This is a genomic window from Vicinamibacterales bacterium (assembly GCA_035699745.1).
Classification (GTDB): Bacteria; Acidobacteriota; Vicinamibacteria; order Vicinamibacterales; family 2-12-FULL-66-21; genus JAICSD01.
Genome location: DASSPH010000079.1, coordinates 1 through 24,777 on the forward strand (window position 1 = coordinate 1; position 24,777 = coordinate 24,777).

General features: G+C 69.7%; 21 protein-coding genes. 13 read left to right on the forward strand and 8 right to left on the reverse strand.

Features of this window, described 5'->3' with window-relative positions; translation table 11 throughout:
- A partial coding sequence (locus VFK57_19545) for a SpoIIE family protein phosphatase (protein ID HET7697917.1) occupies positions 1 to 202 on the forward strand: 202 nt, incomplete at its 5' end.
- Between the two features lie 74 nt (positions 203 to 276).
- On the opposite strand, the gene VFK57_19550 is transcribed toward VFK57_19545, so the two are convergent.
- The gene (locus VFK57_19550; GenBank protein HET7697918.1) at positions 277 to 804 is read right to left on the reverse strand and encodes a lipocalin-like domain-containing protein; all 528 of its coding nucleotides are present in this window, start codon (positions 802 to 804) and stop codon (positions 277 to 279) included.
- A 301-nt stretch (positions 805 to 1,105) separates the two neighbouring features.
- On the opposite strand from VFK57_19550, the gene VFK57_19555 reads away from it, so the two are divergent.
- From VFK57_19555 to VFK57_19565, 3 genes are all read left to right on the forward strand, one after another.
- Positions 1,106 to 1,585 (forward strand): cupin domain-containing protein, encoded by a 480-nt coding sequence (locus VFK57_19555; GenBank protein HET7697919.1) that lies wholly within the window; start codon positions 1,106 to 1,108, stop codon positions 1,583 to 1,585.
- A 63-nt stretch (positions 1,586 to 1,648) separates the two neighbouring features.
- Positions 1,649 to 2,233 (forward strand): sigma-70 family RNA polymerase sigma factor, encoded by a 585-nt coding sequence (locus tag VFK57_19560; protein ID HET7697920.1) that lies wholly within the window; start codon positions 1,649 to 1,651, stop codon positions 2,231 to 2,233.
- Positions 2,230 to 2,823 carry a zf-HC2 domain-containing protein gene (locus VFK57_19565; protein ID HET7697921.1) on the forward strand — a complete coding sequence of 198 codons (594 nt, stop codon included), beginning with the start codon at positions 2,230 to 2,232 and terminating at the stop codon, positions 2,821 to 2,823. The genes VFK57_19560 and VFK57_19565 overlap by 4 nt, the downstream gene beginning before the upstream one ends.
- Before the next feature lie 79 nt (positions 2,824 to 2,902).
- Here the strand turns inward: VFK57_19565 and VFK57_19570 are convergent, their stop codons facing one another.
- Both VFK57_19570 and VFK57_19575 read right to left on the reverse strand, forming a co-directional pair.
- The gene (locus tag VFK57_19570) at positions 2,903 to 3,133 is read right to left on the reverse strand and encodes a hypothetical protein (protein HET7697922.1); all 231 of its coding nucleotides are present in this window, start codon (positions 3,131 to 3,133) and stop codon (positions 2,903 to 2,905) included.
- Positions 3,134 to 3,823 (reverse strand): DUF1080 domain-containing protein, encoded by a 690-nt coding sequence (locus VFK57_19575; protein HET7697923.1) that lies wholly within the window; start codon positions 3,821 to 3,823, stop codon positions 3,134 to 3,136. It lies immediately after the preceding gene.
- Positions 3,824 to 3,986: 163 nt separating this feature from the next.
- Here VFK57_19575 and VFK57_19580 point away from each other — a divergent pair, with 163 nt between their 5' ends.
- A complete protein-coding gene (locus VFK57_19580; protein ID HET7697924.1) occupies positions 3,987 to 4,931 on the forward strand; it encodes a hypothetical protein in 945 nt (314 codons plus the stop codon).
- On the opposite strand, the gene uvrA is transcribed toward VFK57_19580, so the two are convergent.
- Together uvrA and VFK57_19590 are read right to left on the reverse strand one after the other, a co-directional pair.
- Complete coding sequence (uvrA, locus tag VFK57_19585; protein HET7697925.1) at positions 4,903 to 7,797, reverse strand: excinuclease ABC subunit UvrA; 2,895 nt, start codon at positions 7,795 to 7,797, stop codon at positions 4,903 to 4,905. The genes VFK57_19580 and uvrA overlap by 29 nt on opposite strands.
- The gene (locus VFK57_19590) at positions 7,794 to 8,774 is read right to left on the reverse strand and encodes a hypothetical protein (GenBank protein ID HET7697926.1); all 981 of its coding nucleotides are present in this window, start codon (positions 8,772 to 8,774) and stop codon (positions 7,794 to 7,796) included. Before VFK57_19590 ends, uvrA begins: the two co-directional genes overlap by 4 nt.
- 51 nt (positions 8,775 to 8,825) lie before the next feature.
- Between VFK57_19590 and ligD (VFK57_19595) the strand changes: the two genes are divergently transcribed.
- From ligD (VFK57_19595) to ligD (VFK57_19605), 3 genes are read left to right on the forward strand one after another with little or no spacing between them, the layout of a single operon-like run.
- Positions 8,826 to 9,773, forward strand: coding sequence for a non-homologous end-joining DNA ligase (ligD, locus tag VFK57_19595; protein ID HET7697927.1), 948 nt, complete (start codon positions 8,826 to 8,828; stop codon positions 9,771 to 9,773).
- A 43-nt stretch (positions 9,774 to 9,816) separates the two neighbouring features.
- Complete coding sequence (locus VFK57_19600) at positions 9,817 to 11,268, forward strand: MBL fold metallo-hydrolase (protein ID HET7697928.1); 1,452 nt, start codon at positions 9,817 to 9,819, stop codon at positions 11,266 to 11,268.
- 18 nt (positions 11,269 to 11,286) lie between these two features.
- Positions 11,287 to 12,600 carry a non-homologous end-joining DNA ligase gene (ligD, locus tag VFK57_19605; GenBank protein HET7697929.1) on the forward strand — a complete coding sequence of 438 codons (1,314 nt, stop codon included), beginning with the start codon at positions 11,287 to 11,289 and terminating at the stop codon, positions 12,598 to 12,600.
- Here ligD (VFK57_19605) and VFK57_19610 read toward each other — a convergent pair.
- On the reverse strand, positions 12,545 to 13,633 hold the full coding sequence (locus VFK57_19610) for an ATP-dependent DNA ligase (GenBank protein HET7697930.1): 1,089 nt from the start codon (positions 13,631 to 13,633) through the stop codon (positions 12,545 to 12,547). The genes ligD (VFK57_19605) and VFK57_19610 overlap by 56 nt on opposite strands.
- 46 nt (positions 13,634 to 13,679) lie before the next feature.
- Between VFK57_19610 and ychF the strand changes: the two genes are divergently transcribed.
- Both ychF and VFK57_19620 read left to right on the forward strand, forming a co-directional pair.
- Positions 13,680 to 14,783 carry a redox-regulated ATPase YchF gene (gene ychF / locus VFK57_19615; protein ID HET7697931.1) on the forward strand — a complete coding sequence of 368 codons (1,104 nt, stop codon included), beginning with the start codon at positions 13,680 to 13,682 and terminating at the stop codon, positions 14,781 to 14,783.
- An 11-nt stretch (positions 14,784 to 14,794) separates the two neighbouring features.
- Positions 14,795 to 15,736, forward strand: a complete 942-nt coding sequence (locus VFK57_19620; protein ID HET7697932.1) for a DUF3616 domain-containing protein — start codon at positions 14,795 to 14,797, stop codon at positions 15,734 to 15,736.
- On the opposite strand, the gene VFK57_19625 is transcribed toward VFK57_19620, so the two are convergent.
- Entirely contained in the window at positions 15,723 to 16,829 is a 1,107-nt protein-coding gene (locus VFK57_19625) for an asparaginase (protein HET7697933.1), read from the reverse strand. The two genes, VFK57_19620 and VFK57_19625, sit on opposite strands and share 14 nt — an antisense overlap.
- 7 nt (positions 16,830 to 16,836) lie before the next feature.
- Positions 16,837 to 17,049 carry a hypothetical protein gene (locus VFK57_19630; GenBank protein ID HET7697934.1) on the reverse strand — a complete coding sequence of 71 codons (213 nt, stop codon included), beginning with the start codon at positions 17,047 to 17,049 and terminating at the stop codon, positions 16,837 to 16,839.
- 156 nt (positions 17,050 to 17,205) lie between these two features.
- On the opposite strand from VFK57_19630, the gene VFK57_19635 reads away from it, so the two are divergent.
- The 3 genes from VFK57_19635 to VFK57_19645 are packed head-to-tail and all read left to right on the forward strand — an operon-like array spanning position 17,206 to position 24,709.
- Positions 17,206 to 18,642, forward strand: a complete 1,437-nt coding sequence (locus VFK57_19635; GenBank protein ID HET7697935.1) for a hypothetical protein — start codon at positions 17,206 to 17,208, stop codon at positions 18,640 to 18,642.
- A 2-nt stretch (positions 18,643 to 18,644) separates the two neighbouring features.
- Positions 18,645 to 21,563 carry a PD-(D/E)XK nuclease family protein gene (locus VFK57_19640; GenBank protein ID HET7697936.1) on the forward strand — a complete coding sequence of 973 codons (2,919 nt, stop codon included), beginning with the start codon at positions 18,645 to 18,647 and terminating at the stop codon, positions 21,561 to 21,563.
- A gap of 11 nt (positions 21,564 to 21,574) precedes the next feature.
- Positions 21,575 to 24,709, forward strand: coding sequence for a UvrD-helicase domain-containing protein (locus VFK57_19645; protein ID HET7697937.1), 3,135 nt, complete (start codon positions 21,575 to 21,577; stop codon positions 24,707 to 24,709).
- Positions 24,710 to 24,777: the final 68 nt, after the last annotated feature.

The window sequence follows — 24,777 nt, forward strand, 5'->3', positions numbered from 1 at the left end:
CGCCTTCACCGACGGCGTTCCCGAGGCGCACAGTCCTGAGAACGAGGAGTTCGGCGAGGAACGCCTGCAGGTGCTGCTCCGCCGGACCGCTCACCTCCCGGCGAACGAGATCGGCGCGCGTCTTTCCGCGGAGCTGAAAGAGTGGATCGGCGAGGCGGAGCAGTACGACGATCTCACCTTCATCGTAATGAAGGTGCGCTGACGCCGTCGGTCGGCGACGCGCCAGTTGCGGTCAAGATTCGCCGGCGGCGGCCCCGACCGGCGCATGCGTGTGTCTCACTCGACTCGCGCGAGCAGCGTGCGCCGCTCACGGCCCGGCGCGAACGGCGGATTGGCAATCGTCATCCGCACGCGATCGGCTTCGATCTCGACACTGTACCTGATGGGTTCGCCGGTCATTTCGTTGGGATTCTTATGCAGGACGGCCGTCATCGTCAGCGTGGTCCCCTCGAGCGTGTAGGTCCCCGCGCCGGCGACGATGGAGTCATACGCCGCGATTTTTTCCGCGTCCGACGGTTGACCGGGACCACCGGCGAACAACCGTCGCGGTCCCGCTCCCGGCGCAAAGATGTAGCTGTAGTGCCTGGGCGTGAAGATGTAGACGCTCAAGTACGGCGGGGTGGCGGCCGTCCAGTCCGCTCCAGGCGCTCGCGTTGACAGCTCGACGACCTTCCAGACGCCCTCCAAAGGCGACCGGGACTGCGCACCAGGCGCCGGCGCCTTCGACGGTTGTTCTGCAGTGGTGACACGCGTAACGTGACCGGCGAGCAGCAGAACCATCACCACGAGCAGAACGCGGCGCATACATCCTCCCTGATCGACCCCAAGCCGCGGCTCGATCGATGGCGACTCAGACGAGCCTCAGCACACCCTCAGCATCGGCGGCAGCCGCATCGAGCGACAGCGAGACCAGAACCAGGCCGGTGATCACCGCGGGCAGCCCATTCTAGTCGACGCCGGGGCATCCTGCCGCGGCGCGTCTTCCCGGCGCGGACGCGCCATCACTCAGGACACCGGTGAAGGTCGCCTGTAACGCTCCCGCCGGTCGCGGCACTTCCTGTCAGAACGCACGAAACCACGGCGTCCAACAAGGAGTCGCACCGACATGTTCACGATCGCCAGCCTTCTCTTCGCGCTCACACTCGCCGCCCAGGCGCCCGCGCACCCGCATCAGGGCGCGCCGAAGACCAGCGCCAGCACGGCGTACGACGATCTGAAGTGGGAAATCATGGTTCCGGAGCTCGGCGCCGACTCGCCGCAGGCGGCGATCCTGCGCGTCGATCCGAAGACGCAGGCGACGCAGCTCCTGATTCGCATCCCCAGGCAGATCCACGTGCCGATGCACTGGCACAGCGCCAACGAGACTCACACGGTGATCAAGGGAACGTTCGTCTTCGAGCACGAAGGGGCGCGGCACGAGCTGGGCCCGGGCGGCTTCAACTACCTGCCCGCGCGCATGCACCACCAGGCGTGGGCGTCCGACGACGCGCTCGTCTTCATCACCGTGGACGCGGGGTGGGACGTCAACTGGGTCAGCGGCCCGCCGACCAGGAGCAATCTGGGCAAGCGGCCGCCGACGCGCTGACACGCTGCCGCGACGGCGCGGCGCGACTTGACCACGGCTGGGACGGCTGTTAGCGTCCCAGTCGTGCAGGAGATCTCAGGCGCGGGTCCGGCCACCGCGAGCGACGCCGACGTCGCGAAAGCGATCGCGACGGCGTCACCCGGTTCGGCGCAGGCGGCAGAGGCCGAGCTGTACCGGCGCTTCGCGCGCCGCGTGCGGCTGTACGGCATCAAGCACCTGCGCGACGCCGCGGCCGCCGACGACCTCGCGCAGGAGGTCCTGCTCCTCACCATCGAACGGCTGCGCGCGGGCGAAGTCCGGAATCCCGACGAGATCGGCTCCTTCATTCTCGGCACGAGCCGGATGCTGGCCGGTTCCGCGGAGCGCAAGACCCGGCGCCGGGAGCATCTGACGTCGCAGTTCCACGTGCCGGAACTCTACGCCGCGGCGACCGAGGACGCGACGGACATCGGGGCGGTGGAGCGCTGCCTGCGTCAACTCGCCGAGCGCGACCGCCGCGTGCTGGTGCTGACCTTCTATGCCGAGAAGAGCTCGGCGGACATTGCCGCGGATCTCGGACTGACCGGCGCCGCGGTTCGGGTTGCACGCCATCGCGCGCTCGAGCGCCTGCGCGACTGCGTCGGCCTGCACGGAGCGAGGACGACATGACCGGAATGCGCTGCGGCGCGCCCATTGCCTTCGCCGACGTCGCCGACTACTGGGCCGGCGAGTTGAGCGGCGCGGACGAAGCGCGCATCGAAGACCACGTGTTCACCTGCGCCGAGTGCGCGCGGCAGCTCGAGGCGGGGGAGGCGCTGGCGCGCGGCATCGCGGCGATGGCACGCCAGGGCCGGCTGCACACCATCGTCACCGACGCCATCCTCAATCGCCTGGCCGCCGACGGCGTGCGCATCCGGATGTTCACGCTCGAAGGCTCCGGCATCGTCCCCTGCGCGGTATGGGCCGACGACGACCTGGTCGTGTCGCGGATCCGCGCCGACTTCACCGGCGTCGAGACGGTGAGCGTCGTGACGCGCCGCGCCTCCGGCGAAGAGATCCGCCGCGTGTCGGACGTCACCGTGCGGCCGGGGCAGCTGGAGATCCTGAACGCGTTCCCGGCGGCACAGCTCCGCGCGCTTCCCGCGACGCGCGTTCACGTCACCGTGACCGGCAGGGCAGGTTCCGCCGAGCGAACCATCGCGGAGTACACGCTGGAGCACGCCGGCGCGTTCGATCGTGCGCGCAGCACGATGCCGTGATGCCCCAGGGGCGCCGGGACCTCGACCACCTCACGGTTCCTGATCAGCGCGTCCACGGCTCCATCATTCGGCCGCGGCGCTACGGCACGAGGAGCCGGACCGCGTTCTTGCGGCGAGCGCGGTTGTAGGCGGTGATCGCGGCGATCACGTGGCAGATCCAGCCGAGCAGGCCGCCCGAGCCGATCCATAAGCCCGGAGTGACGATCAACCAGAAGATCCCGCGGAGGAAGTCGCCGTTGTAGAACTGGCCGATGCCGGGAACCAACGCGCTGAGCACCGCCGCGACGCCGGGGTTCTTCACGTCCGCCATCTAGCTGACTCCTCTCGGCAGCTCCATGATCCGGATATTGCGGAAGTGAATCTCCGCTCCCTCGGATTCCAGGCAGAGGTAGCCCTTCTTCTGGGTCGATTTGCTGACGCCGTTCACGAACACGCCGTTCACCGCCAGCTTCACGACACCATCGACGGCGACGACGTCGTAGGTGTTCCACTCGCCGCGTCCCTTCGCGCGATTCTCGATCGACATGCTGCGTTCGCCGCGCGGGTTGTCGGGAACCGTCTTGACGCCGCCGACGCCGAACAATTCTCCATGCACGTACGCGACCGGCGGCACACGGCCGTCCCGGGTGTTCAGCTTCGGCCAGTCCAGCTCCAGCATCTGCACTTCGACGCCGTCGGGCAGCCGGCTCTCCGGATCGGGCGTCGCCCGGCTCCAGATGAACACCCCCGAGTTGCCGCCCGGCTCGGTGTGCATCCACTCGATGTGCAGCACGAAGTTCTCGTACTCCCTGGCGCTGCGCATCACGCCGATCGGACGGCCCGAGCAGATCAACACGCCGTCCCGCACCCGCCAGGTGTCCGGCGCGGTGTTCACGTTGACCCACCCGGCCAAATCGCGGCCGTTGAACAGATCGCGGAACTCCTGCGCGCCGGCCGGCAAGCGGCCGTCCGCGAGCAGAAGCGCCGCCAGCAGCGCGATCGTCGGCGCACAGCGGGTCATCACGGTCACCTCGCGGCCATTATCACCCGTCAGGATGCCATTGAGACGGCCGGGCTCGGCCGCTGACGTCGCGCGTCGTCCGCACCGCGAGGTGACCGGACTCGGGAGTTCGTGGGTGTCGGCCGTCGATGCAGGCGGCGGGCCGCGGTAACCTGTGTCGCGCATGTGGCGTACGCCCGATCCCGATCGCTTTGTCGTCGGCGTCAATCTTCCCTGGGTCGGCTACGGGACGGACATCGGCGCGAGCGCGTGGTACCCGGACGTCGGCCTGGCACGGCAGCCGGCGTCGCTCGAGGCGCTCGATCGCGCTTTCGCGACGCTCGCCGGCGACGGCATCCGGGTGGTGCGCGTGTTTCTACTGTGCGATCTGCGATCCGGCGTGCTGTTCGATGCGCACGGCGTGCCGGCGTCGATCGACGCCGCCGTTCTGCCTGACGCCGCGGCGCTGGTCGCCGCGGCGCGCCGGCACGACGTCGGTCTGATGCCCGTGCTGTTCGACTTTCACCTCTGCGCGCCGCAACAGATCGTCGACGGCGTTCAGCTCGGCGGACGATCGCATCTGATTGCAGAGGCAGGGGACGCTGCCATCCTGGTCGATCGCGTCGTCCGGCCGATCGTCGCGGCGTTCGCCGACGAGCCCGCCATCGTCGCCTGGGACGTGATGAACGAGCCGGAGTGGTGCCTGCGCGGTGGCTTGTTCTCCCGCAAACGGGCGATTCCGTTCGCGGCCATGCAAGGTTTTCTCAGAGAGGCGGTGCGCTGCATCCACGACGCGGCCCGACAGCCCGTCACGGTCGGCTCCGCCGGGACGTGGAACCTCGATCTGGTCAGAGGGCTCGAGCTCGACTTCTACCAGGTGCATTGGTACGACCGTTTCGGCTGGGACGCGCTGCGGCGGCCGGTCAGCGAACTCGGGCTCGACGACCGTCCCGCCATTCTCGGGGAATTCTCGGGGCGCAGCGCGCGTCTCCGCGACGTGCTCGACGCGGCGAAGCAGGCGGGCTACGAGGGAGCGCTGGTCTGGTCGATGCTCGCCGGCGACGAGCACTCGGCCTACCCGCCGGCGCTCGCCGAGTGGATCAGGTCCGGGCGGCCAGATGCGTCTTGAGGAAGCGCCCGGTGTGGGAAGCCTTGCTGCGGGTCACGTCCTCCGGCGTTCCGGCGGCGACGACGCGCCCGCCGGCGTGCCCGCCTTCGGGCCCGAGATCGATGACGTGATCGGCGGTCTTGATGACGTCCATGTGATGCTCGATCAGGATCACGGTGTGTCCCGCGTCGACCAGCTGGTTCAAGGCCAGGAGCAGCCGCTCGATGTCCGCCAGGTGCAGCCCGGTCGTCGGCTCGTCGAGGATGTACACGGTGTGCTTCGCGCGCTGCAGCTTGCTCAGTTCGGTCGCGATCTTGATGCGCTGCGCTTCGCCGCCTGACAGGGTCGTCGAGGACTGCCCGAGGGTGAGGTAGCCGAGCCCGAGCGCGTCGAGCACCTCGATCTTGCGCGCCAGCGCCGGTTCGGTCTTGAAGAACGTCACTCCTTCTTCGATCGACATGTTGAGCACGTCCGCTATCGTCTTGCCGCGGACGGTGACTTCCAGCGTGTCGCTGTTGAATCGCGCCCCCTTGCAGGCGCCGCACGTCACCTCGACGTCCGGCATGAAGTAGAGCTGCGTGGTGATCGAGCCTTCGCCCTGGCACTCCTCGCAGCGGCCGCCCTTCACGTTGAAGCTGAAGCGTCCGGGCTGGTACTCCCGCTCGACCGAAAGGGGCGCGGCCGCGAAGAGATCGCGGATGGTGTCGTAGAAGCCGACGTAGGTCGCGGGGTTCGAGCGGCTGTTGCGGCCGATCGGCGACTGGTCGATGCTCACCACCTTGTGGACGTGCTCGAGGCCGTCGACGCCGTCGTGCGCGCCGGGCAGCGTGCGGGTGTCTTCGAGCCGCTTCCACAGCGCCTTGTAGAGAATCTCGTTGATCAGCGTACTCTTGCCGGACCCCGACGCGCCGGTGATGGCGACCAGCTTTCCGAGCGGGATCCGGACCGCGATGTTCTTCAGATTGTTCTCGCGCGCACCGCGGATGAGGAGCGAGTGGCCGTTGCCGCCGCGCCGGCGGCCGGGCACCGGGATGGCCCGCCTGCCCGAGAAGAACTGGCCGGTCGGGGACGCCTTGCACTTCATGACGTCGGCGAGCGTGCCCTCGGCGACGACCCGCCCGCCGTGGACGCCCGGTCCCGGTCCCATCTCGATGACGTGATCGGCGGCGCGGATCGTGTCCTCGTCGTGTTCGACGACGATGACGGTGTTGCCGATGTCGCGGAGGCTCTTCAGCGTCGCGATCATCTTGGCGTTGTCCTTGGGGTGGAGCCCGATGCTCGGCTCGTCGAGCACGTAGAGCATGCCCATCAGGCCGGAGCCGATCTGTGTCGACAGCCGGATGCGCTGCGACTCGCCGCCCGAGAGCGTGCCGGAGCGGCGGTTGAAGTTCAGGTAGTCGAGACCGATCCCCAGCAGCAGCTGGAGCCGTGCGCGGATCTCGTTGAGGACCTGGCGCCCGGCGTCGGCGCCGCGGCCGGACGGCTTGATCGTCTGCAGGAAGGCCTGCAGCTCGTCGAAGTTCAGCTGCCCGACGTCGTAGAGCGTCCGTCCGGCAATGGTGAAGAGCAGCCGCGTGGCGCGCACGCGCGCGCCCTTGCAGTCCGGGCAGACGTGCTCGACCATCACCTTGTCGAGCCACGCTTCCATGCGCGAGTTCACTTCGCCGCGCTGCCGGTAGCGCCGGTAGTACCGCTCGATCCGGCGCGCGATGCCGCCGAAGCCGACTTCGCGCCCCTCCTGGTCGGGCGGCAGCTTCACCTTCGCCTCCGGCGGGGAGGCGATGCGCACCTTCGCCGGCTCGATCCCGTAAAGGATCGCGTGCCGCACGTGCTCGGGCAACTGCGTCCACGGCGTATCGAGACCGAATCCGAGCTTCCGGGACAGGCTGTACATCAGGCGGCCGTCCCACGTGTCCGGGTTGTACTTGAACGCCTCGCGCACGAAGCAGCCGCCGAGAATGCTGCGCCTGGGATCCGGAACCAGCAGCTCCGGGTGGGTGAGCTTGTCCACACCGAGGCCGCCGCACGTACGGCACGCGCTCTCGGGGTTGTTGAACATGAAGAAGTCCGGCCCGATCTCGCCGTAGACGAAGTGCTGGGACGGGCTCGTGACGGACTTGTACAGGCGCTCCGCGTCGGCCTTGCCCGCGCCCTTGCCGGCATGGAGCTGGATCAGCCCGTCGCCGACGAGCAGCGCGGCGGCGATCCCCGCCTTGATCGCCTTCTCGTGCCGCCGGCCGACGACGAACCGGTCGACGATCGCGTCCATGTGCTCGACGTCCGACGCCTCCAGCTCGGTCTTCTCCGACAGATCGATCGGCCGGCCGTCGACGATCAGGCGGCGCACGCCCTTCTTGCGCAGCTCGGTGAAGACGTACTCCAGATCCTCGCCGTAGACCTTGAAGACCGGCGCGCGCAGCTCGATCTCGGCTCCCTCCGGCAGGGCGAGAATCGCCTCGAGAATCTGGCTCGCGCTGCGGCTCGGCGTCGGCTCGCCGGTCCGCGGGCAGTGGGGCTGGGCGATGGTCGCGAACAGCAGGTTCAGATAGCTCGCGATGTCGGTCATCGTGCCCACGGTGGAGCGCGGATTGTTCGCGAGCGTCTTCTGCTCGATCGAGATCACCGGGGAGAGCCCGAACACGAAGTCGACGTCGGGCTTGGTCACCTGCGCGATGAACCGTTTGGCGAAGGTGGACAGCGATTCCATGTAGCGGCGCTGCCCCTCCGCGTAGATGGTGTCGAACGCGAGGCTCGACTTGCCCGAGCCCGACAGCCCGGTGATGACGACGAGCCGATCGCGGGGAATCTCGATCGAGATGTTCTTCAGATTGTGGACGCGGGCCCCCTGCACGGCCACCGTCGTGCGCGCCGTCCGTGATCGTGTCATCGCCGTCCCGTGCCCGGCTCGCCTGGTTCCCAGTGTTCGTCGTCCAGCGGGTCCGCCGCCGGCTGGAGGTGCACGAATGCCAGCTCCTGCACCATCGCCGTGCTTCGCTTCGTGAGCCGGACCGGCAGCGAGACCTTGCCGATCAGTCTCTGATCGGCGAGATACTCGCAGGCGATCGTCACGCCGTCGACGCCCAGCGTCCGGGTGAAGTGATGCTCGATCTCGGCGCAGCCGCGCGCCTCGCCGGCGTCGCGCAGGTACTTGAAGACCGCGGCGAACAGGGCCGGCGTGCGGTCGGCGAGGTAGCGGTCGACGGTTGCGAGCGCGGTGTCGATGCGGGCCCGCGTCACCGGCTGATGCAGCAGACTGGTGTAGATCGCCGAAAAGACAGCAGGGTTCAACGTCAGCGCCTCCGGAATGACCTCGCGCCCGGCGACGCGCCCGGCGCCGATCACCTCGATCATCGCCAGCGGCGTCGCGGTGTACAGCAGCCACAGCGCGGCGTAGTCCAGATCGCCGCGCGTGATCAGCCACTTGTGCGCCTTGTAGAGCGGCCCCAGCGCGGCGGTTGCCGCCCGCAGCAGCTGCAGCTCGCGATCCCGCTCCCCCAGCGTGTGCAGGGTGTCGCACAGCTGCGCGATCGTCTGGTCGTGGGTGTAGAGCAGCCGTCCCTTGGCGAGGAACGAGTGCATGAACGAGTTCTGCAGCGATCCCTGCACCAGCTTGCGGAACGCGGCGCGCGTGATCAGCATCGCGTGGACGTTCACGCCGTCGGCGTAGAGCGAGATGCTGTCCGCCGCGATCTTCGCTTCGTCGATCGTGATCAGCACCAGGTCGACGTCCGACTTGTCCCAGACGGTGTCGTGAGCCAGGCTGCCGCCGAGGATCGCGGCCAGGATGCTGGTGTCGCCGCGCAGTTGCGCGGCGAGCGCGTCAACGGCGGCGGTGAACGCTCGGCGGGGGTCGCGTGGAGGCATGCGGCGCCGGTACTCCGGCGAAGCATAACGCACACTAGAATGCGAGCCGGCATGCGTGCCCAATTCATCCCGCCGATGGCGGCGGAGCTGGTCGAACGCCTCCCCGAGGGAGACGACTGGTTCTACGAGCTGAAGCTCGATGGCTATCGAGCGCTCGTCATCAAGAACGGCGCCGAGGTCCGGCTGCGGTCGCGCAACGACAAGGATCTGACGCGCGCGTATCCGGAGGTGGTGAGCGCCGGCCGCCGTCTGACGGCGCAATCCGCCGTGATTGACGGCGAGGTGGTCGCCGTCGACGCCGCCGGCCGCCCGTCGTTCCAGGCGCTGCAGCACCGCTCGGCGCACGCCGGCCATGCGATCGTGTTCTACGCGTTCGACCTGCTGCACGTGAACGGCGAAAGCCTCGAGGCGCGCCCGCTGAAGGAACGGCGCGCGAAGCTTCCGGCCATCGTCGGCAGTTCCGGACTGCTCCTGTCGGAGCCGCTGCCGGGCAGCGCCGGCGAGGTCGCCGAGGCCGTACGCGCGCTGGGCCTCGAGGGGGTGATCGCCAAGCGCTGGAGCTCGCGCTACAGCGCCGGCCAGCGCGGCGGCGCGTGGGTGAAGCTCAAGCTCGACAGGCAGCAGGAGTTCGTCATCGGCGGCTACCGGCCCGGGCCGTACGGCATCGACGCGCTGCTGGTGGGCGTGTTCGAGGGGCGCGACCTGCGCTTCGCCGGCAAGGTCCGCGCCGGCTTCACGCCCCGGCTCCGCCGTGAGGTCGCCGCCGCCCTCGCGCCGCTGCAGGTCGCGCGCTGTCCGTTCCCGGATCTGCCCAACGCCAGACCCTCGCGCTGGGGCGGCGGCGTCACCGCCGAGCAGATGCGCGAGATGCGCTGGGTCGAGCCGCGCCTCGTCGCGCAGGTCCGGTTCGTGGAATGGACCGCGGACGGTCACCTCCGGCACGCCGCATTTCTCGGCCTGCGCACGGACAAGCGCGCGCGCACGATTCGCCGGGAATGACCGGGCGCCGCGCACACCTATAATGGCCGCCACTGGAGGAAGCATGCGCAAGACCGCCATCGGACTCGCGTTCGCCGCCGTGTTGTCGACCGGCGTCTCGGCTCAGGACGCCGCCGGCACCATCGCCGCCGTAAAGAAGGCCATGGGAGCCGAGGCGCTGACCTCGATCACCTATTCGGGCGCCGCGGCGACGGGCAACTTCGGGCAGAGCAAGAACATCGCCGGCCCGCTGGCGATGACGGCGATTGCCGGCTACCGCCGCACGCTCGATCTCAGCCAGCCGTCTTCACGTGCGATCGGCACGACGATGCCGCCGGCGGCGGCGGGAGGTCCGCCGCCGCAGCCGGGCACGTTCAATCAGGGCATCGCGCCGACGGCGACGTGGCCGCAGCAGGTCGAGATCTGGCTCACCCCGTGGGGGTTCCTCCAGGGCGCGGCGGCGAACAACGCCACCGCACGCGCTCAGCGGATCGACGGCAAGCCGTTCACAGCGCTGACCTGGTCGCCGTCCCAGAAAGCTCCGTCCGGGCAGCCCTATCGCGTCATCGGCTATGTCAACGATCGGCAGATGATCGAGCGGGTGGAGACGTGGATCGAGCATCCCGTGATGGGCGACCTGCACGTCGAGCAGAGCTACAGCGACTACCGTGACGTCAACGGCGTGAAAGTGCCGGGACGCATCGTCCAGAAGCGCGGCGGCATGCAGACGTTCGAGGCCACGGTGAACGAAGCGATCGCGAATCCGCCGAACCTGGCGGATTTGCTCCAGCCGCCCACCGCGGGCGGCGGCCGCGCCGGCGGACCCGGCGGGGCGCCCGCCGGACCGCCCGCGCCGCCGGCGGTGCAGTCGGAGAAGCTCGCGGACGGCGTGTTCCGCATCACCGGCGGCTACGTCGCGCTCGCCGTCGAGCTCAGGAACGAGGTCGTGGTCCTCGAGGGCGGGCAGAACGAGGCGCGCGGGCTCGCGGTGATCGGCGAGACGAAGCGGCTCTTTCCGTCGAAGCCGATCCGCTACGTGGTGAACACGCACGCGCACTTCGATCACGCGAGCGGGCTGGCGCCATTCGCGGCGGACGGAGTGACGATCATCACGCACACGAACAATGCCGCGTTCCTCGCCAGAGCGCTCGGCAACGCGCGGACCCTGGCCGGCGACGCGCTCGCGAAATCACGGCGCAAGCCCATGGTGGAAGGCGCCGGCGACAAGCGCGTGCTCACCGACGGCGCCCGGACGATCGAGCTGCACCACGTGAAGGATCTCGAGCACAGCGACGGCATGCTCATCGCCTTCCTGCCGAAAGAGCGCATCCTCTTCACCGGCGACTTCAACGTGCCCGCCGCCGGCCAGCCCGTCAGTCCGGCGATCAGGACGCTGGTCGACAACACCGAGCGACTGAAGCTGGATTTCGAGCGTCATGTGACGGTGCACGCGCCGAATCCCGATCGGCCGCTGACCAAGGCGGACCTGCTCGCGCTGCTGAAAGGCGGCAGCTAGCCGCATCCATCGTGAACCATGCCCAGTCGCACCGATCACGAGATCGTCCTGGCCGCGGGGCGGGAAGTTCCGATCTCGAACCCGCGCAAGATCCTGATTCCCGGCGCGGGCGTGACGAAGCTCGACCTGGTCCGCTACTACCTCGCGGTCGCGGACGGAGCGCTGCGCGCGGCGGGAAACCGGCCGAACGTACTGGTGCGGTATCCGAACGGCATCGACGGCGAGTTCTTCTACCAGAAGCGCGCGCCGGCGTCCCGGCCGCCGTGGATCGACGTGGTCGCGCTGCAGTTTCCTTCCGGGCGCACCGCCGAGGAAGTGGTGCCGCGCGACGCCGCGGCGCTCGCCTGGATGGCGAATCTCGCCTGCCTCGAGCTGCACCCGCATCCGGTTCGTGACGACGACCTCGACCATCCTGACGAGCTGCGCGTCGATCTCGATCCGGTGCCGGGCATCGGCTGGGCGCAGATTCGCCAGGTCGCCGCCGTCGTCCGCGCGACGCTCGTGGACGCGGGGCTCACCGGATGGCCGAAGACCTCCGGATCCAGGGGCATGCACGTCTACGTGCGCATCGAGCGGCGGTGGAGCTTCACCGAGGTCCGCCGCGCGGCGCTGGCGCTGGCGCGTGAAGTCGAGCGGCGCGCGCCGCAGCTCGCCACCAGCAAGTGGTGGAAGGAAGAGCGGCACGGCGTGTTCCTCGACTACAACCAGAACGCGAAGGATCGCACGATCGCGGCGGCCTACTCGGTGCGCCCGCGGCCCGATGCCCGCGTCTCCGCACCGCTGGCGTGGGACGAAGTCGACGCCTGCGAGCCCGGGGACTTCACGCTGCTGACCATGCCCGGCCGATTCGCGGCCATCGGCGACTGCCACGCCGCGATCGACGATCGCGCCGGGTCGCTGGACGCGCTGCTCGAGCTGTCGGCGCGCCAGGAAAAAGAAGGGCAGGGGGACGCGCCATGGCCGCCGCACTACCGCAAGCAGGCGGGTGAAGGTCCGCGCGTCGCTCCTTCGCGCCGGCGGACGCCGGCGCATCCGCTCGTCGAGATCGGGCGCGCGCGAAAGAAGTCGGACGCGCTCGACGGTTTCGAGCGGTGGAAGCAGCGCCATCCCGACGCCGCCGCCCACCTCCAGCCGGCGGACGTCCTCGTGGACGCGATGCGCGGCCGCTTTCACACGTGGACGCGGGTCCGCGTCAACCTGCAGCACGTGCCGGCGGAGCTGCGGCCGCCCCAGGAACCGCTCGATCCGAACGACGATATCGCCGCCGACTGGCACGTCAGCGACTCCGGCCGGCGGCCCCGAAAACCTTCTCGAGCTCGTACGGAGTCGTGATCTCGAGCTGGTCGTAGCGGCAGTCTGCGGGCCGCTTGTCGGATCGCCACCGCAGGAACACCGCCGCGTGGCGGAATCGATCCCCCTGCATGTGGTCGTACTTGACCTCGCAGACGCGCTCGATCCGAAGCGGCTCCCACGACAGATCCTTGCCGGCGCTCCAGCGGCTCTGGCCGCCCGGCATGCGGGTCATCTCGCCGGCGCCGGCCTCGGCCCAGTCCCGCCACGGGTGATGCTCGAGCGCGTTGCTCCGCAGCGGCGCCAGCTCCCCGACGAGCTGGCGGCGCGCCGCCATGTTGAATGCCGACGTGACGCCGACGTGATGCAGGCGGTCGCGGTTGTCGTAGAGGCCCAGCAGCAGCGAGCCGACCAGCGTGCCGCGCCCGTTCTTGTGCCAGCGGAAGCCGGCCACCACGCAATCGGCGGTGCGGACGTGTTTCACCTTGATCATCGTCCGCTTGCCGGGCTCGTAGACGGCGGAATCCGGCTTGACGATCACGCCGTCGAGCCCCGCTCCCTCGAACCGGGACAGCCACTCGGCCGCCTGGCCGCGATCGCGCGTCATCGGCGTGAGATGGACCGGCGGCCTGGCGCCGGCGAGGACGCGTTCGAGCCGCGCGCGCCGTTCCCGCTGCGGCGACTGGCGCAGATCCTCGCCGTCCGCGGCCAGCGCGTCGAACGCGACGAACGACGCCGGCGTCGCCGCCGCGAGCCTGGCGACGCGCGACGCGGCCGGATGCAGCCGCAACTGCAGCGCGTCGAAGTCGAGGCCTGTGGCGGTGGCGATGACGATCTCGCCGTCGATCACGCACCCCTCGGGCAGTTGCGCGATCAACGCGTCGTGCAGCTCCGGGAAGTAACGATCGAGCGGCCGCAGGTCGCGGCTCTGGATGTAGACGTCGCCGCCGCCGCGATACACGATCGCGCGGAAGCCGTCCCATTTCGGCTCGTAGATGAAGCCGTCACCCTCGGGAAGATCGGTGGCGAGCTTCGCGAGCATCGGCTCGATCGGCGGTTGGAGAGGCAGGCCCACGCGCGTCCCGGCTGAACGCGCGATGTTATCATCGTAGGTTCCATCCATGCTCAGAGCCGGAATCGTAGGTCTCCCCAACGTCGGCAAGTCCACGCTCTTCAACGCCATCACCCGGACGCGGAAAGCCGAGGCTGCCAACTACCCGTTCTGCACGATCGACCCGAACGTCGGCATCGTCACCGTGCCTGACGCGCGTCTTCAGCAGCTTCAGCGGATCGCCAGGACGAATGTCGTCATCGCCGCCGCGATCGAGTTCGTCGATATCGCCGGGCTGGTGAAAGGCGCCAGCCAGGGCGAAGGACTCGGCAACAAGTTCCTGACGCATGTACGAGAGGTCGACGCGATCGTCCAGGTGGTGCGCTGCTTCGAGGATCCGGACGTGCATCACGTCAGCGGGACCGTGGACCCGGTGCGGGACATCGAGGTGATCAATACGGAGCTGATGCTGGCCGACCTCGAAACGGTGCGGAAGCGGCGCGAGCGCACGTCGAAGGACGCCAGACGGGGGGACAAAGCCGCGGCCGTTGAAGACGAGGTGCTGGCGAAGGTCGAGTCCGCACTCGACGCGGGGAGGCCGGCACTCACGGTCGAGCTTGCCGCCGAGGAGCGCGCGCTGTCGCGGCAACTGTTCCTGCTCACCGACAAGCCGACCATCTTCGCCTGCAACGTCGCCGAGGCCGAGCTCGCCGCCGCGGACGCCAATCCCGGCGTCGTCAAGGTCCGCGAGTATGTCCGCACCCATCTGGCGTGCGAGGCGGTCGTCATCAGTGCGCAGATCGAGAGCGATCTCGTCGATCTGGATCCCGACGAAGCGCAGGCCTACCTGCGCGCGCTCGGGGTGCAGGAAAGCGGCATGGGCGACTTGATCCGGGCGACGTATCATCTGCTCGGGCTGCAGACGTTCTTCACCGCCGGCGAGAAGGAAGTGCGCGCCTGGACGATCCACGCCGGCGACACCGCGCCGAGGGCCGCAGGCGTCATCCACTCGGATTTCGAGCGCGGCTTCATCAAGGCGGAGACCGTCGCCTATGACGACCTCGTCGCCTGCGGCTCGGTTGCCGCCGCGCGGGACAGGGGACTCTACCGGATGGAAGGCAAGGAGTACGTCGTCGCCGACGGCGACGTGCTGCTGTTCAAGTTCAACGTGTAATCTGTTGCGACGTGCGCACCACGCGTGGATTGATCGGCGCCGCGGCGTTCAGTGCGGTCGTGCTTTCCGCCTGGTTCATGGTCCGGGCGGGAATCGCGTCGGCGCCGGCAGCCAGCGTGCCGCAGCGGATCGCCGGCGGCAGGTTCGAAGCCTCCGGCGTGGCGCACGTCCCCGGCACCAACGGCGTCCTCTTCGTCGACGACGGCCGCACGCGCGAAATCTTCTGGATGGAGCTGAGCGCCGAGGGGCGCCAGCGGTCGGCGGCGCTGCCGATCTCACTCGGCGCAGACGTCACGGATCTCGAAGGGATCACGTTCGACGGCAGCCGCTTCTACGTGGTCGGATCGCAATCCAAGCACACCGGTTTCGACGGCGACGGACTGGTGCGGTTCCGCTTCGATCCTCGGACCCGCCGCACGACCGATGTCGAGCGCATCCGCGGCCTCAAGGCGTGGCTGGCGGACCGGGTGCCCGAGCTGAAAGGCACCGCGCGCGTGCTCGGCGACGAAGCGCTCAACATCGAAGCGATCGCGTGGGACCCTGAGCGCGGCCGCCTGCTGCTCGGGTTGCGGGCGCCGGTGATCGCCGGGAAGGCGCTGGTGATTCCGCTGAAGCTGCAGGATGCGGCCGGTCCCTTATCGGCGGCGAACCTGCGGGTGGACGGCGCCGCGATTCGCCTGCCGCTGCAGGGCGCGGGAATCCGCAGCCTCGAGTACGATGCGGGCGCGCGCGCCTTCCGGGTGATCAGCGGGGCGGCGCTGAATGACGAGACGCGGGAGTTCCGGATCCTCGAATGGAAGGGTGACGCCGCGGCGGCGGGTCCGCTGTCGGTGCTGGCGACGTTTCCACGGAGCTTGAAGCCCGAAGGGATTACGACGGCATCAATCGGCGAGCGGCGGGTCAGCGTGCTCGTGTTCGACGTGGGGCGCTTCGCGCTGCTCAGTACTCAATGAACATCCGCTGGATCTCGCCGGGGCTCTGAGTCTTCGCCAGCGCCAGCATCAGCAGGATGCGCGCCTTGACCGGCGCGAGATCCTCCCCGGCGATGGCGCGCTCGCGGGGGTTGGGCGCCGCTGACGGGCCGGCGCTTGCGGCGCGGGGACGCGCGGCGATGCGACCGCTGCCGGCGCGCGTCGTCGTGACCACGAAGACGCCTTTCTCGAGCGCGTAGCGGATGCCTTCGCCCTGGGTTCCGCTGGTCGCGCCGGCGCCCGCCGTGGCCATGACGATTCCTTTGGCCCCGTGATCGACGGCCGCCTTGATGAGGTCGCCCGGCGCTCCCTGGTAGGTGAGGATGACGTCGACACGCGGCAGCGACGTCATGTCCTGGACGTCGAACTCGCTCTGCGCGGTGTGCCGCTTCTCCACCTTCCGGTAGAACGCGACGCGGTCGTCGTCGACGACGCCGAGGACGCCGTAGTTGCGCGTCTGAAAGGTGTGCAGCCGCAAGGCGTCGGTCTTGGTGGCTTCGCGCGCGGCGTTGATCTCGTCGTTCAGTACCACCATGACGCCGCGTCCGCGCGCCGCCGGACTTGCGGCGACGCGGAAACCCTCCAGCAGGTTGGCCGCGCCTTCGTATCCGAGCTCGCTCGGATTGCGCATCGATCCCACCACCGCCACCGGCTTGTCGGAGCGGACCGTGAGATTGAGGAAGTAGGCAAGCTCCTCGAGCGTGTCGGTGCCGCTGGTGACGACGATGCCGGCGAGGCCGGCGTCGTCTTTGTAGAGCTGATTGATCCGCCGCGCCAGCGCGAGCCACTGCTCGATCGTGATCTGGGAGCTGGAGGTGTTGGCGAACTGCTCGTGCTCGGCGCGGGCGTAGCGGCCGATATCGGGCATCGATGCGACGAGCTCCGCGGCGGAGAGGCGGCCGCCGTTGCGATTCGAGATCGTTCCGCCGGTTGCGAGCAGCCGGACGCGCGGGAGGTCGGCCGCGGCCTGGGACGGGGCGGCGGCGGTCTGTCCGGCAGGCGGCTGCGCCGCGACGGACCGAACGCCCGCCGCGAGCGTCAAAAGAAGCGCGGCAGAGACGATGGAAGCGCGCATGGCGCCACTATACCTGACGGGGGGTGCGCGCGCAGTTCAGGGTGAGCCAGCTGCTCAAGTGGTGCACCGCTTCGTGGGGCGTGGCGCCGTAGAACGGCATCATCGCGCGGGAGCCGCCCGGTGCGCGCGCGATCTGGGCGCGCCATTTGGTCCCGACGGCAGAGACCTCGATCTTGTACTCGCGGCCGTTGATGGTTTCGTCGAAGCGTTGGACTCTCACGGCGAGGCAGCATTCTAGCGCCGCGTCCGTGCGGCGCAAGCGAAAGAAGGCGCGAAGGCGCATCCACATGCAGCAGACGCCATGAATGTCGGCGCGCCCGCGAAAAAATTCTGCTGCCGTGTCAGAATGTCCACAAGCTTTCCACCGTTCATCCACATGTTTTCCACAGGGCGGTTCCGCCGCGCTCTCGCCGTTGTCTCGATGCTGTCGTGCAGCCTGTCGGTGTCGGCGCAGACCGCGCCGGCAGACGTCTCGCTGTACCGGATTTTCCTGAACGACGGCACGACGCTCCTGAGCTACGGCGAGTTCGCGCGCGTCGCCGACCGTGTGGTGGTGTCGCTGCCGCTCGACGCCGCGCCGCCGTCGAGCGATCCGGCGTCGCTGGTCGCAGGTCCGCCGCTGCACCTGCTCAGCATTCCGGCCGAGACCGTGGATTGGGAGAAGACGGACGCATATGCGGACTCGGTGCGCGCGACGCGTTATGCCGCCACGCGCGGGCCGGACGACTTCGCGCTGCTCAACGAAGCGGTGTCGCGATCGCTGAACGAGATCGCCCTGACGGCGGATCCGGCGCGCAAGGTGGCGATGGCGGCCGAGGCGCGGCAGAACGTGACGAAGTGGGCGGCCGACCACTTCGGCTATCGCGCCGAGCGCGTCGCCGAGCTGGCCGGGCTCTTCGACAGCGTCATCGCGGAAACGCGCGCCCAGGGTGGCGCGGTGAACGTCGACTTGAGCCTGGTCGCCAATATGGCGGCGCCGCCGTCCGTGCCGCTGCTGCCGCCGCCGTCGTTCGAGGATCACATCGATCAGGCGCTCCGCGCCGCCGCGCTGTCCCCCGAGGCCAGCGAGCGGATTTCCCTGCTCCGCTCGATCGAACGCGTGCTGGTGGAGGCCGGGGTCGGACGTTCGGCGGCGACGGTGCCGCTGTACGCGCGGGCGCGGAGCGCGCTGGTCGCCGAAGAGCGCGCCAGCCGCGCCTACGAGGCCCTGACGCGCGACGCGATGCAGGCAGCGGATCGCTACGCGCGCGCCGCCGACGTCACCGGCGTCGAGCGGATCATCCGCCGCGCGCTGTCGGAGGACGATCGACTCGGGCAGCGGCGGCCGCAGGAGATGGCGGCGCTGCTGGCGACCCTGGACACGAAGCTCGACGCGGCCAGGCGGCTCCGCCTGGCGCGCGACAACTGGGCCCTCCGGGCCGACGCGCTGCGCACCTATCGGGCGGCGGTGGCGCGGCCGCTGTCGCTGCTGCGCGTGTCGCGCGACTCGCTGGATCAGATCAAACGGCTGGCCGGCCCGTCGTACACGGTGCTGCAGCGCCTCAACGCGCGGATGAGCGAGGCGGCGCGCCTGATGGCCGCGATCGGCGCTCCCGCCGAAGCGGCGGCCGCCCACGCCATCGTCAAGAGCGCGGTGCAGTTCGCGGCGCGCGCCGGCGAGCTCCGCCTGCGCGCCGTCGCCACCCGCGAGATGCTGCCCGCCAACGAGGCATCGTCGGCCGCGGCGGGCGCCCTCATGTTCTTCGAACGGGCGAACGAGGAGCTGGCGGCGCTCGCCGCGCTGCCGGCGCTTCCGCCGGCCGGGCCGCGCTGATCGTGATCACTCCGCGCACCACCCGGCTGGTACGGGCAGCCGACCTGCAGGCATTTCAGCGCGCCATCCTCGCGTCGATTCCGGCCGATCCGATCGCGGCGCGCGGCTGCGCGGTGATCGTCCCGTCGCGGAGCGCCGCCGAAGAGCTGCGGCGGACGATGGAGAACGCCGCGCTCGCCGCGGGCGCGGCGATCGTGATTCCGGACCTGGCGACGCGCGACGAGTGGTACGCGCGGCTGCGCGAGCGGCTGCCGGGCGCGCCGCCGCTGTTGACCGCGTTTCACCGCGAGGCGCTGCTGCGGCGCAGTGCGATCCGCGCGACGCAGGCGGGAGCCGAGCCCCCGTTCAATCTGCGCGCCGGACTCGTGGTCGAAATCCTCGCGCTGTACGACGAGCTGCGCCGCCGGCACAGGACCGTCGCGGACTTCGATCGCCTCATGACCGGCGCGCTCGAGCCCGGCGCCGAATACGATCGCGGCGCCGCCCGTCTGCTGGCGCAGACGCGGTTCCTGACCGCGGCGTTCACCGAGTTCGAGCAGGCGCTCGCCGGCGTCGGCGGCGTGGACGAACATCGCATCCGCGCGCTCGCCCTCGAATCGCCGCGCCCGTTGTATCGGCGCGTCGTCGTCACGGTGCCGGACCAGTCGGCGGACAAGCGGGGCCTGTGGACGGCCGACTTCGATCTCCTGGCGCGCATGCCGGGCCTCGCCGAGATCGACGTCATCGCGACCGAGGCGCTGCTCGAGGCCGGCTTCCATCAGCGGCTGCACGAAACCATCCTGCCGGGCATCGAGGATGTCCGGTTCGGCGCGGCCGCGGCGCCGCTGCCGATCCTGGTCGTGCCGGACGCGGCTCCCGGCGCGGAGCCGGCGCGCGTGTTCCTGTGCCGCGATCGCGAGGAGGAGCTGGCCGCGTTCGTGCGCGCGCTGAAGACGCGCGGAGCATCCGCCGCCCCGCTGTCACGAACCGCGATCGCGTTCCAGCGTCCGCTGCCGTACCTCTATCTCGCGCGGCAGGTGTTCGCCGATGCCGGCATGCCGTATCAGGCGCTCGATGCGCTGCCGCTCGCCGGCGAGCCGTTCGCCGCCTCGGTGGATATCGTGTTCGGCGCGATCGCGGCGGATTTCACCCGCGGCGCGCTGATCGAGCTCCTGCGATGCCCCCACTTCGTGTTCATCGCCGGCAGCGCGCCGCTGACGATCGCCGACGTCCACGTTCTCGATCGCCTGCTGGTGGATCGCAAGTACCTCGGAGGCATCGATCGGCTGACGGCGCTGGCCGAAGAGCTGCGCGGCCAGGGTGAACACCGGTTGTCGGCGGCCGCGCAGATCGCGTCCGAGCTCGCGGCGGCCGCCGCTGCCGCCACCGCCCCGGCCCAGATCGAGGGCATCCTCGGGTTCATCGCGAAGCACGAGCGCCCTGCGCGCGGCGACGAGCCGTGGCTCGCGCGCCATCTGCGCGCCCGCGCCGCGGTGCGGTCGGCATTGACGATGCTGCGGGATGCGCATGCCGCCCACGATCCCGCACCGCTGTCGATCGCGCAGCTCTCCGGGTCGGTGCGGCGGTGGATCGACGGACAGACGTTCTCGCCGCGCCTGGGGGACAGCGGGGTCACCCTCCTGGATGCGTCGGCGGTGCCCTACGCGGATCTCGACGAGCTGCGTCTCGTCGGCCTCACCGAAGCGGACTGGCCGGAGCGCGGCGCGCGCAGCATCTTCTATCCGCAATCGCTGCTCGCCCAGCTCGGATGGCCCAAGGATCAGGATCGCTTGTCGGCGTCCCGCGCGCGGTTCCAGGATCTGCTGCGGCTGCCCCGCCGCCGCGTCTCACTCTCGACCATCACGCTGGAAGACGATGCCATCGTGTCGCCGTCGCCGCTGATTGAAGATGTCGACGCCGTCGGACTGCCGATCGAACGATTCACGCCGGCGCCCGGCCTGGCGGGGGCGCGCGTCTTCGCGCACGAAGCGCTCAGTCTGCCGCCGGTGGTGCCGGGCGTGCTCGCCGGCGAGGCGTCGGCGTGGCTCGCGCTGCGCGCCGGCCGCAGCTTCGAGGCCGCACGTTTCCGCGGCGTCACCGGCCCGAGGGCCGCGTCGGTCTACGCCGTCAGCCGGCTCGAGCGATACCTCGAGTGCCCGTTCAAGTTCTACGCGGCGCACGTGCTGAAGCTGCCCGAGGAGCGCGACGAGCAGGCCTGGATGACGCCGCAGGAGCGCGGCTCGTTCGTCCACGAGGTGTTCGAGAGCTTTTTCACCGAATGGCAGCGCCTCGGCCGTGGAGCCGTGACGACCGCGAACATGGCCGAAGCGATCGAGCTGTTCGATCGGATCGCCACGCGGCACCTGGACGAATTGCCTGAAGGGGATCGGGCGCTCGAACGCACCTTGCTGCTGGGCTCCGCGGCGGCGGCCGGGTTCGGCGAGCGCGCGTTCGCGTTCGAGATCGAGGACGACGTGGCAGTGGTCGAGCGGCTGCTCGAGCATCAGCTCGAGGGCGTGTTCACGTTCGAGGCCGCGGGGGCGCAGCGCCGGGTCGCGCTCCGGTCGAAGGCCGATCGCATCGACCTGCTCGCCGACGGCACGCTCAGAATCGTCGACTACAAGATCGGCCGCGCGCCGGAGCGCAAGCGCTCGCTGCAACTGCCGATATACGGCGCCTGCGCGGAACAGGCGCTGGCCGGCCGCCATGGGCGCCAATGGACGCTGGCGCGGGCCGGCTACATCGCCTTCAAGGAAAAGACCGCCTTCGTCGAGCTGCCCAACGTGCGCAAAGCGGCGAGCGAAGGGCAGGAGCGGCTGCTGGCGGTGATCGACGCGGTGGAGCGGGGTGAATTCCCCGTGCAGCCGGACGAGCCGTTTCTCTGCAACTGGTGCGCGTATCCGGGGGTCTGCCGCAAGGACTATGTGGGAGACGATCTCTGATGCCGAACCAGATGTCGTTGTTTTCTGAGGGATCGGGGAACGGGGGCCGGGGAACCGGGATCGGAGATCCGGATGCTGCGGCGCGGGAGTTCGCCCGCGATCCGGCCAACAACGTCGTCCTCGAAGCCTCCGCCGGCACGGGGAAGACGAGCGTGCTGGTGACCCGGTACGTGAACCTGCTGGCGCGCGGCGTCGACCCGGCGAACATCCTGGCGATCACCTTCACGCGCAAGGCCGCCGCCGAGATGCGCGAGCGGATCATCCGCGAGCTGCGCCGGTCGGCGGAGCAGGCGGCGTTCGATCGCGGGGGCTGGGCGGCGATTCGCGATCGGCTCGCGGACATCCAGATCAGCACCATCGACGCGTTCTGCCTGTCGCTGCTGCGCGAGTTCCCGCTCGAGGCGGATCTCGATCCCGGCTTCGGCATGGCGGACGAGACCGAAGTGCCGCGGCTGATCGATCAGTCGCTCGATAAATCGCTGGCCGCCTTCGTTGCCCTCGCCAGGCGCGATCCCGACATCGCCCTGGTGCTGGCGCAGCTGGGGCTCACGCGCGCGCGCGAAGGGCTCGCCTACCTGCTGCAGCGGCGCCTGGTGGCGTGGGACGTGCTCGATCGGTTCCTCGAGCGCGGCCCGGCGGACCTCGACGCGGACACGGTGTGCCGCAGAGCGGTCGACGCGCTCGTGGATCTGTTCGCCACGGTCTCCGGCGGACGCGACCGGTTCCTCGCCGAAGGGCCGGTACGCCAGCCGCGCTATCGGCTGCTGGCGCAGGACCTGCGGCGGCTCGAATCGTTTCGCGGAGCCGGCAACGCGGCGGTGCGCGGACTCATCGATCGGGCCGCGGCGCATTTCCTGAAATCCGACGGCAGGCCGCGGACCGCCGATCGCATTCATCCGTACACGAACGACGACTATCCGTCGCCCGAGGCAGGCAAGCGGCATCGGCTCGAGGCGCTGCGGCTCGGCCCCCCCTTCGAGAACATCCGCCGCGCCTTCAGCCGCGACCTGAACGTGGTGCTGTCCCGCGGGATCCGCAGCATGTTCGCCATCGCGCTGGCGCACTACCGCACGGCGCTCAACGATCGATCGCTGCTGGACTTCTCGGACGTGCTGCAGCGCGCGGTCGAGCTGCTCGCCCGCATGGACGAGTTCTCGCAGAGCCGCTACCGGCTGGAGGGGCGGTATCACCACGTCCTCGTCGACGAGTTCCAGGATACGAGCCGCAAGCAGTGGGAGCTGATCTCCCTGCTGGTCGAAGCGTGGGGGGAGGGCATCGGGATGATCGCGCAGCCCTCGATCTTCATCGTCGGCGATCGCAAGCAGTCGATCTACCGGTTCCGCGACGCCGAAGTGGCCGTACTGCAGGAGGCCGGCGCCTTCATCTCGGCGCTGCGCCCCGGCGGCAGCGCGCGCCGGGCGATTTCGCGCAGCTTCCGCGCCGTTCCCGGGCTGCTCGCGTTCGTGAACGATCTCTTTGCCGAGATCGGACGCGACGCACGCCGGGCGGACGATTTCAAGTACGACGAGGAGGACAGGTTCCCGGCAGGCCCGCCGGACGCGGCGGTCGTGCCGGACACCTCGGCGCTGCTGGGAATCGTCGCCGGCGCCGATGCGGATGCCTGCGCCGCCGCCGTGGCGGACGAAATCCGGCGGCTGCTTCGGACGGCGACCGTGCGCGACAAGGAGACCGGAATCCCGCGTCCGGCGCGGCCGGGGGACATCGCCATCCTGTTCCGATCGCGCGCGAGCCACCGCGAGCTCGAGGCGGCGCTCGAGGCGCGCCGCGTTCCGACCTATGTCTACAAGGGGCTGGGGTTCTTCGACGCGGACGAGATCAAAGACGTATCCGCGCTCATTCGCTACCTCGCCAATCCTTCGTCGCAGCTCCGCGCCGCCGCGTTTCTGCGGTCGCGCTTCGTTCGGCTGTCGGACGCGGGGCTCGCGGCGCTCGCTCCGGACCTCGCGGCGGCGGTCACCGCGCCGGAGCCTCCCGCCGCGATCGCGCTGCTGCACGAGGACGATCGGCGCGCGCTCGACCTGATCCGGCGGTTCGCGCCGGCGTGGATCGAGCAGGTGGACCGCGTTCCGCCGGCGGACCTGATCGAAGCGCTCATCCCGGCGACGGCCTATGCCCATGAGCTGCGCGGCGGGCGCCGGTACCAGGCGTGGGAAAACCTGAAGAAAATGCGCGGTCTCATCCGCCGCATCCAGAACCGCGGCTACGCGACGCTCTCGCGGATTGCCGATCACCTGGATTCGCTGACCGCGGGCGACGAGTCCAACGCGGTGCTCGAAGCGCTCGACGCCGTGAACCTGATGACGATCCACGCTTCAAAGGGCCTCGAGTTTCCCATCGTCTTCGTGGTGAATCTGGCGAAAGGCGCGGCAGGGTTCCCGCGTCCGGTGCGCGTGGCCGGCGAGGACGTGTCCGTGGGGCCGTTCGTGTCCGAGATGGACGAAGCCGAGCGCCTGCGCGATCGCGAGGAAACGAAGCGGCTGCTCTACGTGGCGCTCACCCGCGCGCGCGATCGCCTCTACCTCGGCAGCATTCTCAAGGACGGCGCCTTCGCGACCGGCCGCGGCAGCCTGGGCGAGGTGCTGCCCGAGACGATGCGCGCGCTGTTCGTGCGCGCCGCGCGCGACCCGGGAGATGCCGTCGATTGGACCGCGGCATCGGGTATTTGCTACCGCTTCTCCGTATGCCGCGCCGACGCCGCGACGGGTGCGATCGCTGAGTCAGCCGTGACCGACGTGAGGCCCGCCGCCGGCACGGACCTGTTTGGAGGGCTCGCCGATTCGGCGGCGGTCGAGCGCGTGGCCGCAGACGCGCCCGAAACGAGTACCGGCGTCCAACCCGGCGCGTGGCAGATCCTGACGGAACAGATGGAGACGGCCGCGGCGCTGGCCGGCGCCGAGGCGACGTTCGACGTCCCGTTCTCGCTGCCGGATCCCTCGCACGGACGAGTGATCCGGGGGACGATCGACGCGGTGATCAGGCGCGAAGGTTCGGTCGACGTCATGATGTGCGTGGCCGGGCCGACGTCGCCGAAACACGAGCAGACGCTCGCGCTCTACGTGGAAGCGGCCCAGCGCCTGTTCCCCGGCGCGGCCGTCAACGGCAGTTTCCTGAATTGCAATTCGTGACCGTTCTTGTGTGCTGTGTGACGGTACGACACACCAGCGCGGCAGATATCTCTTAACCCGCGCCCTGT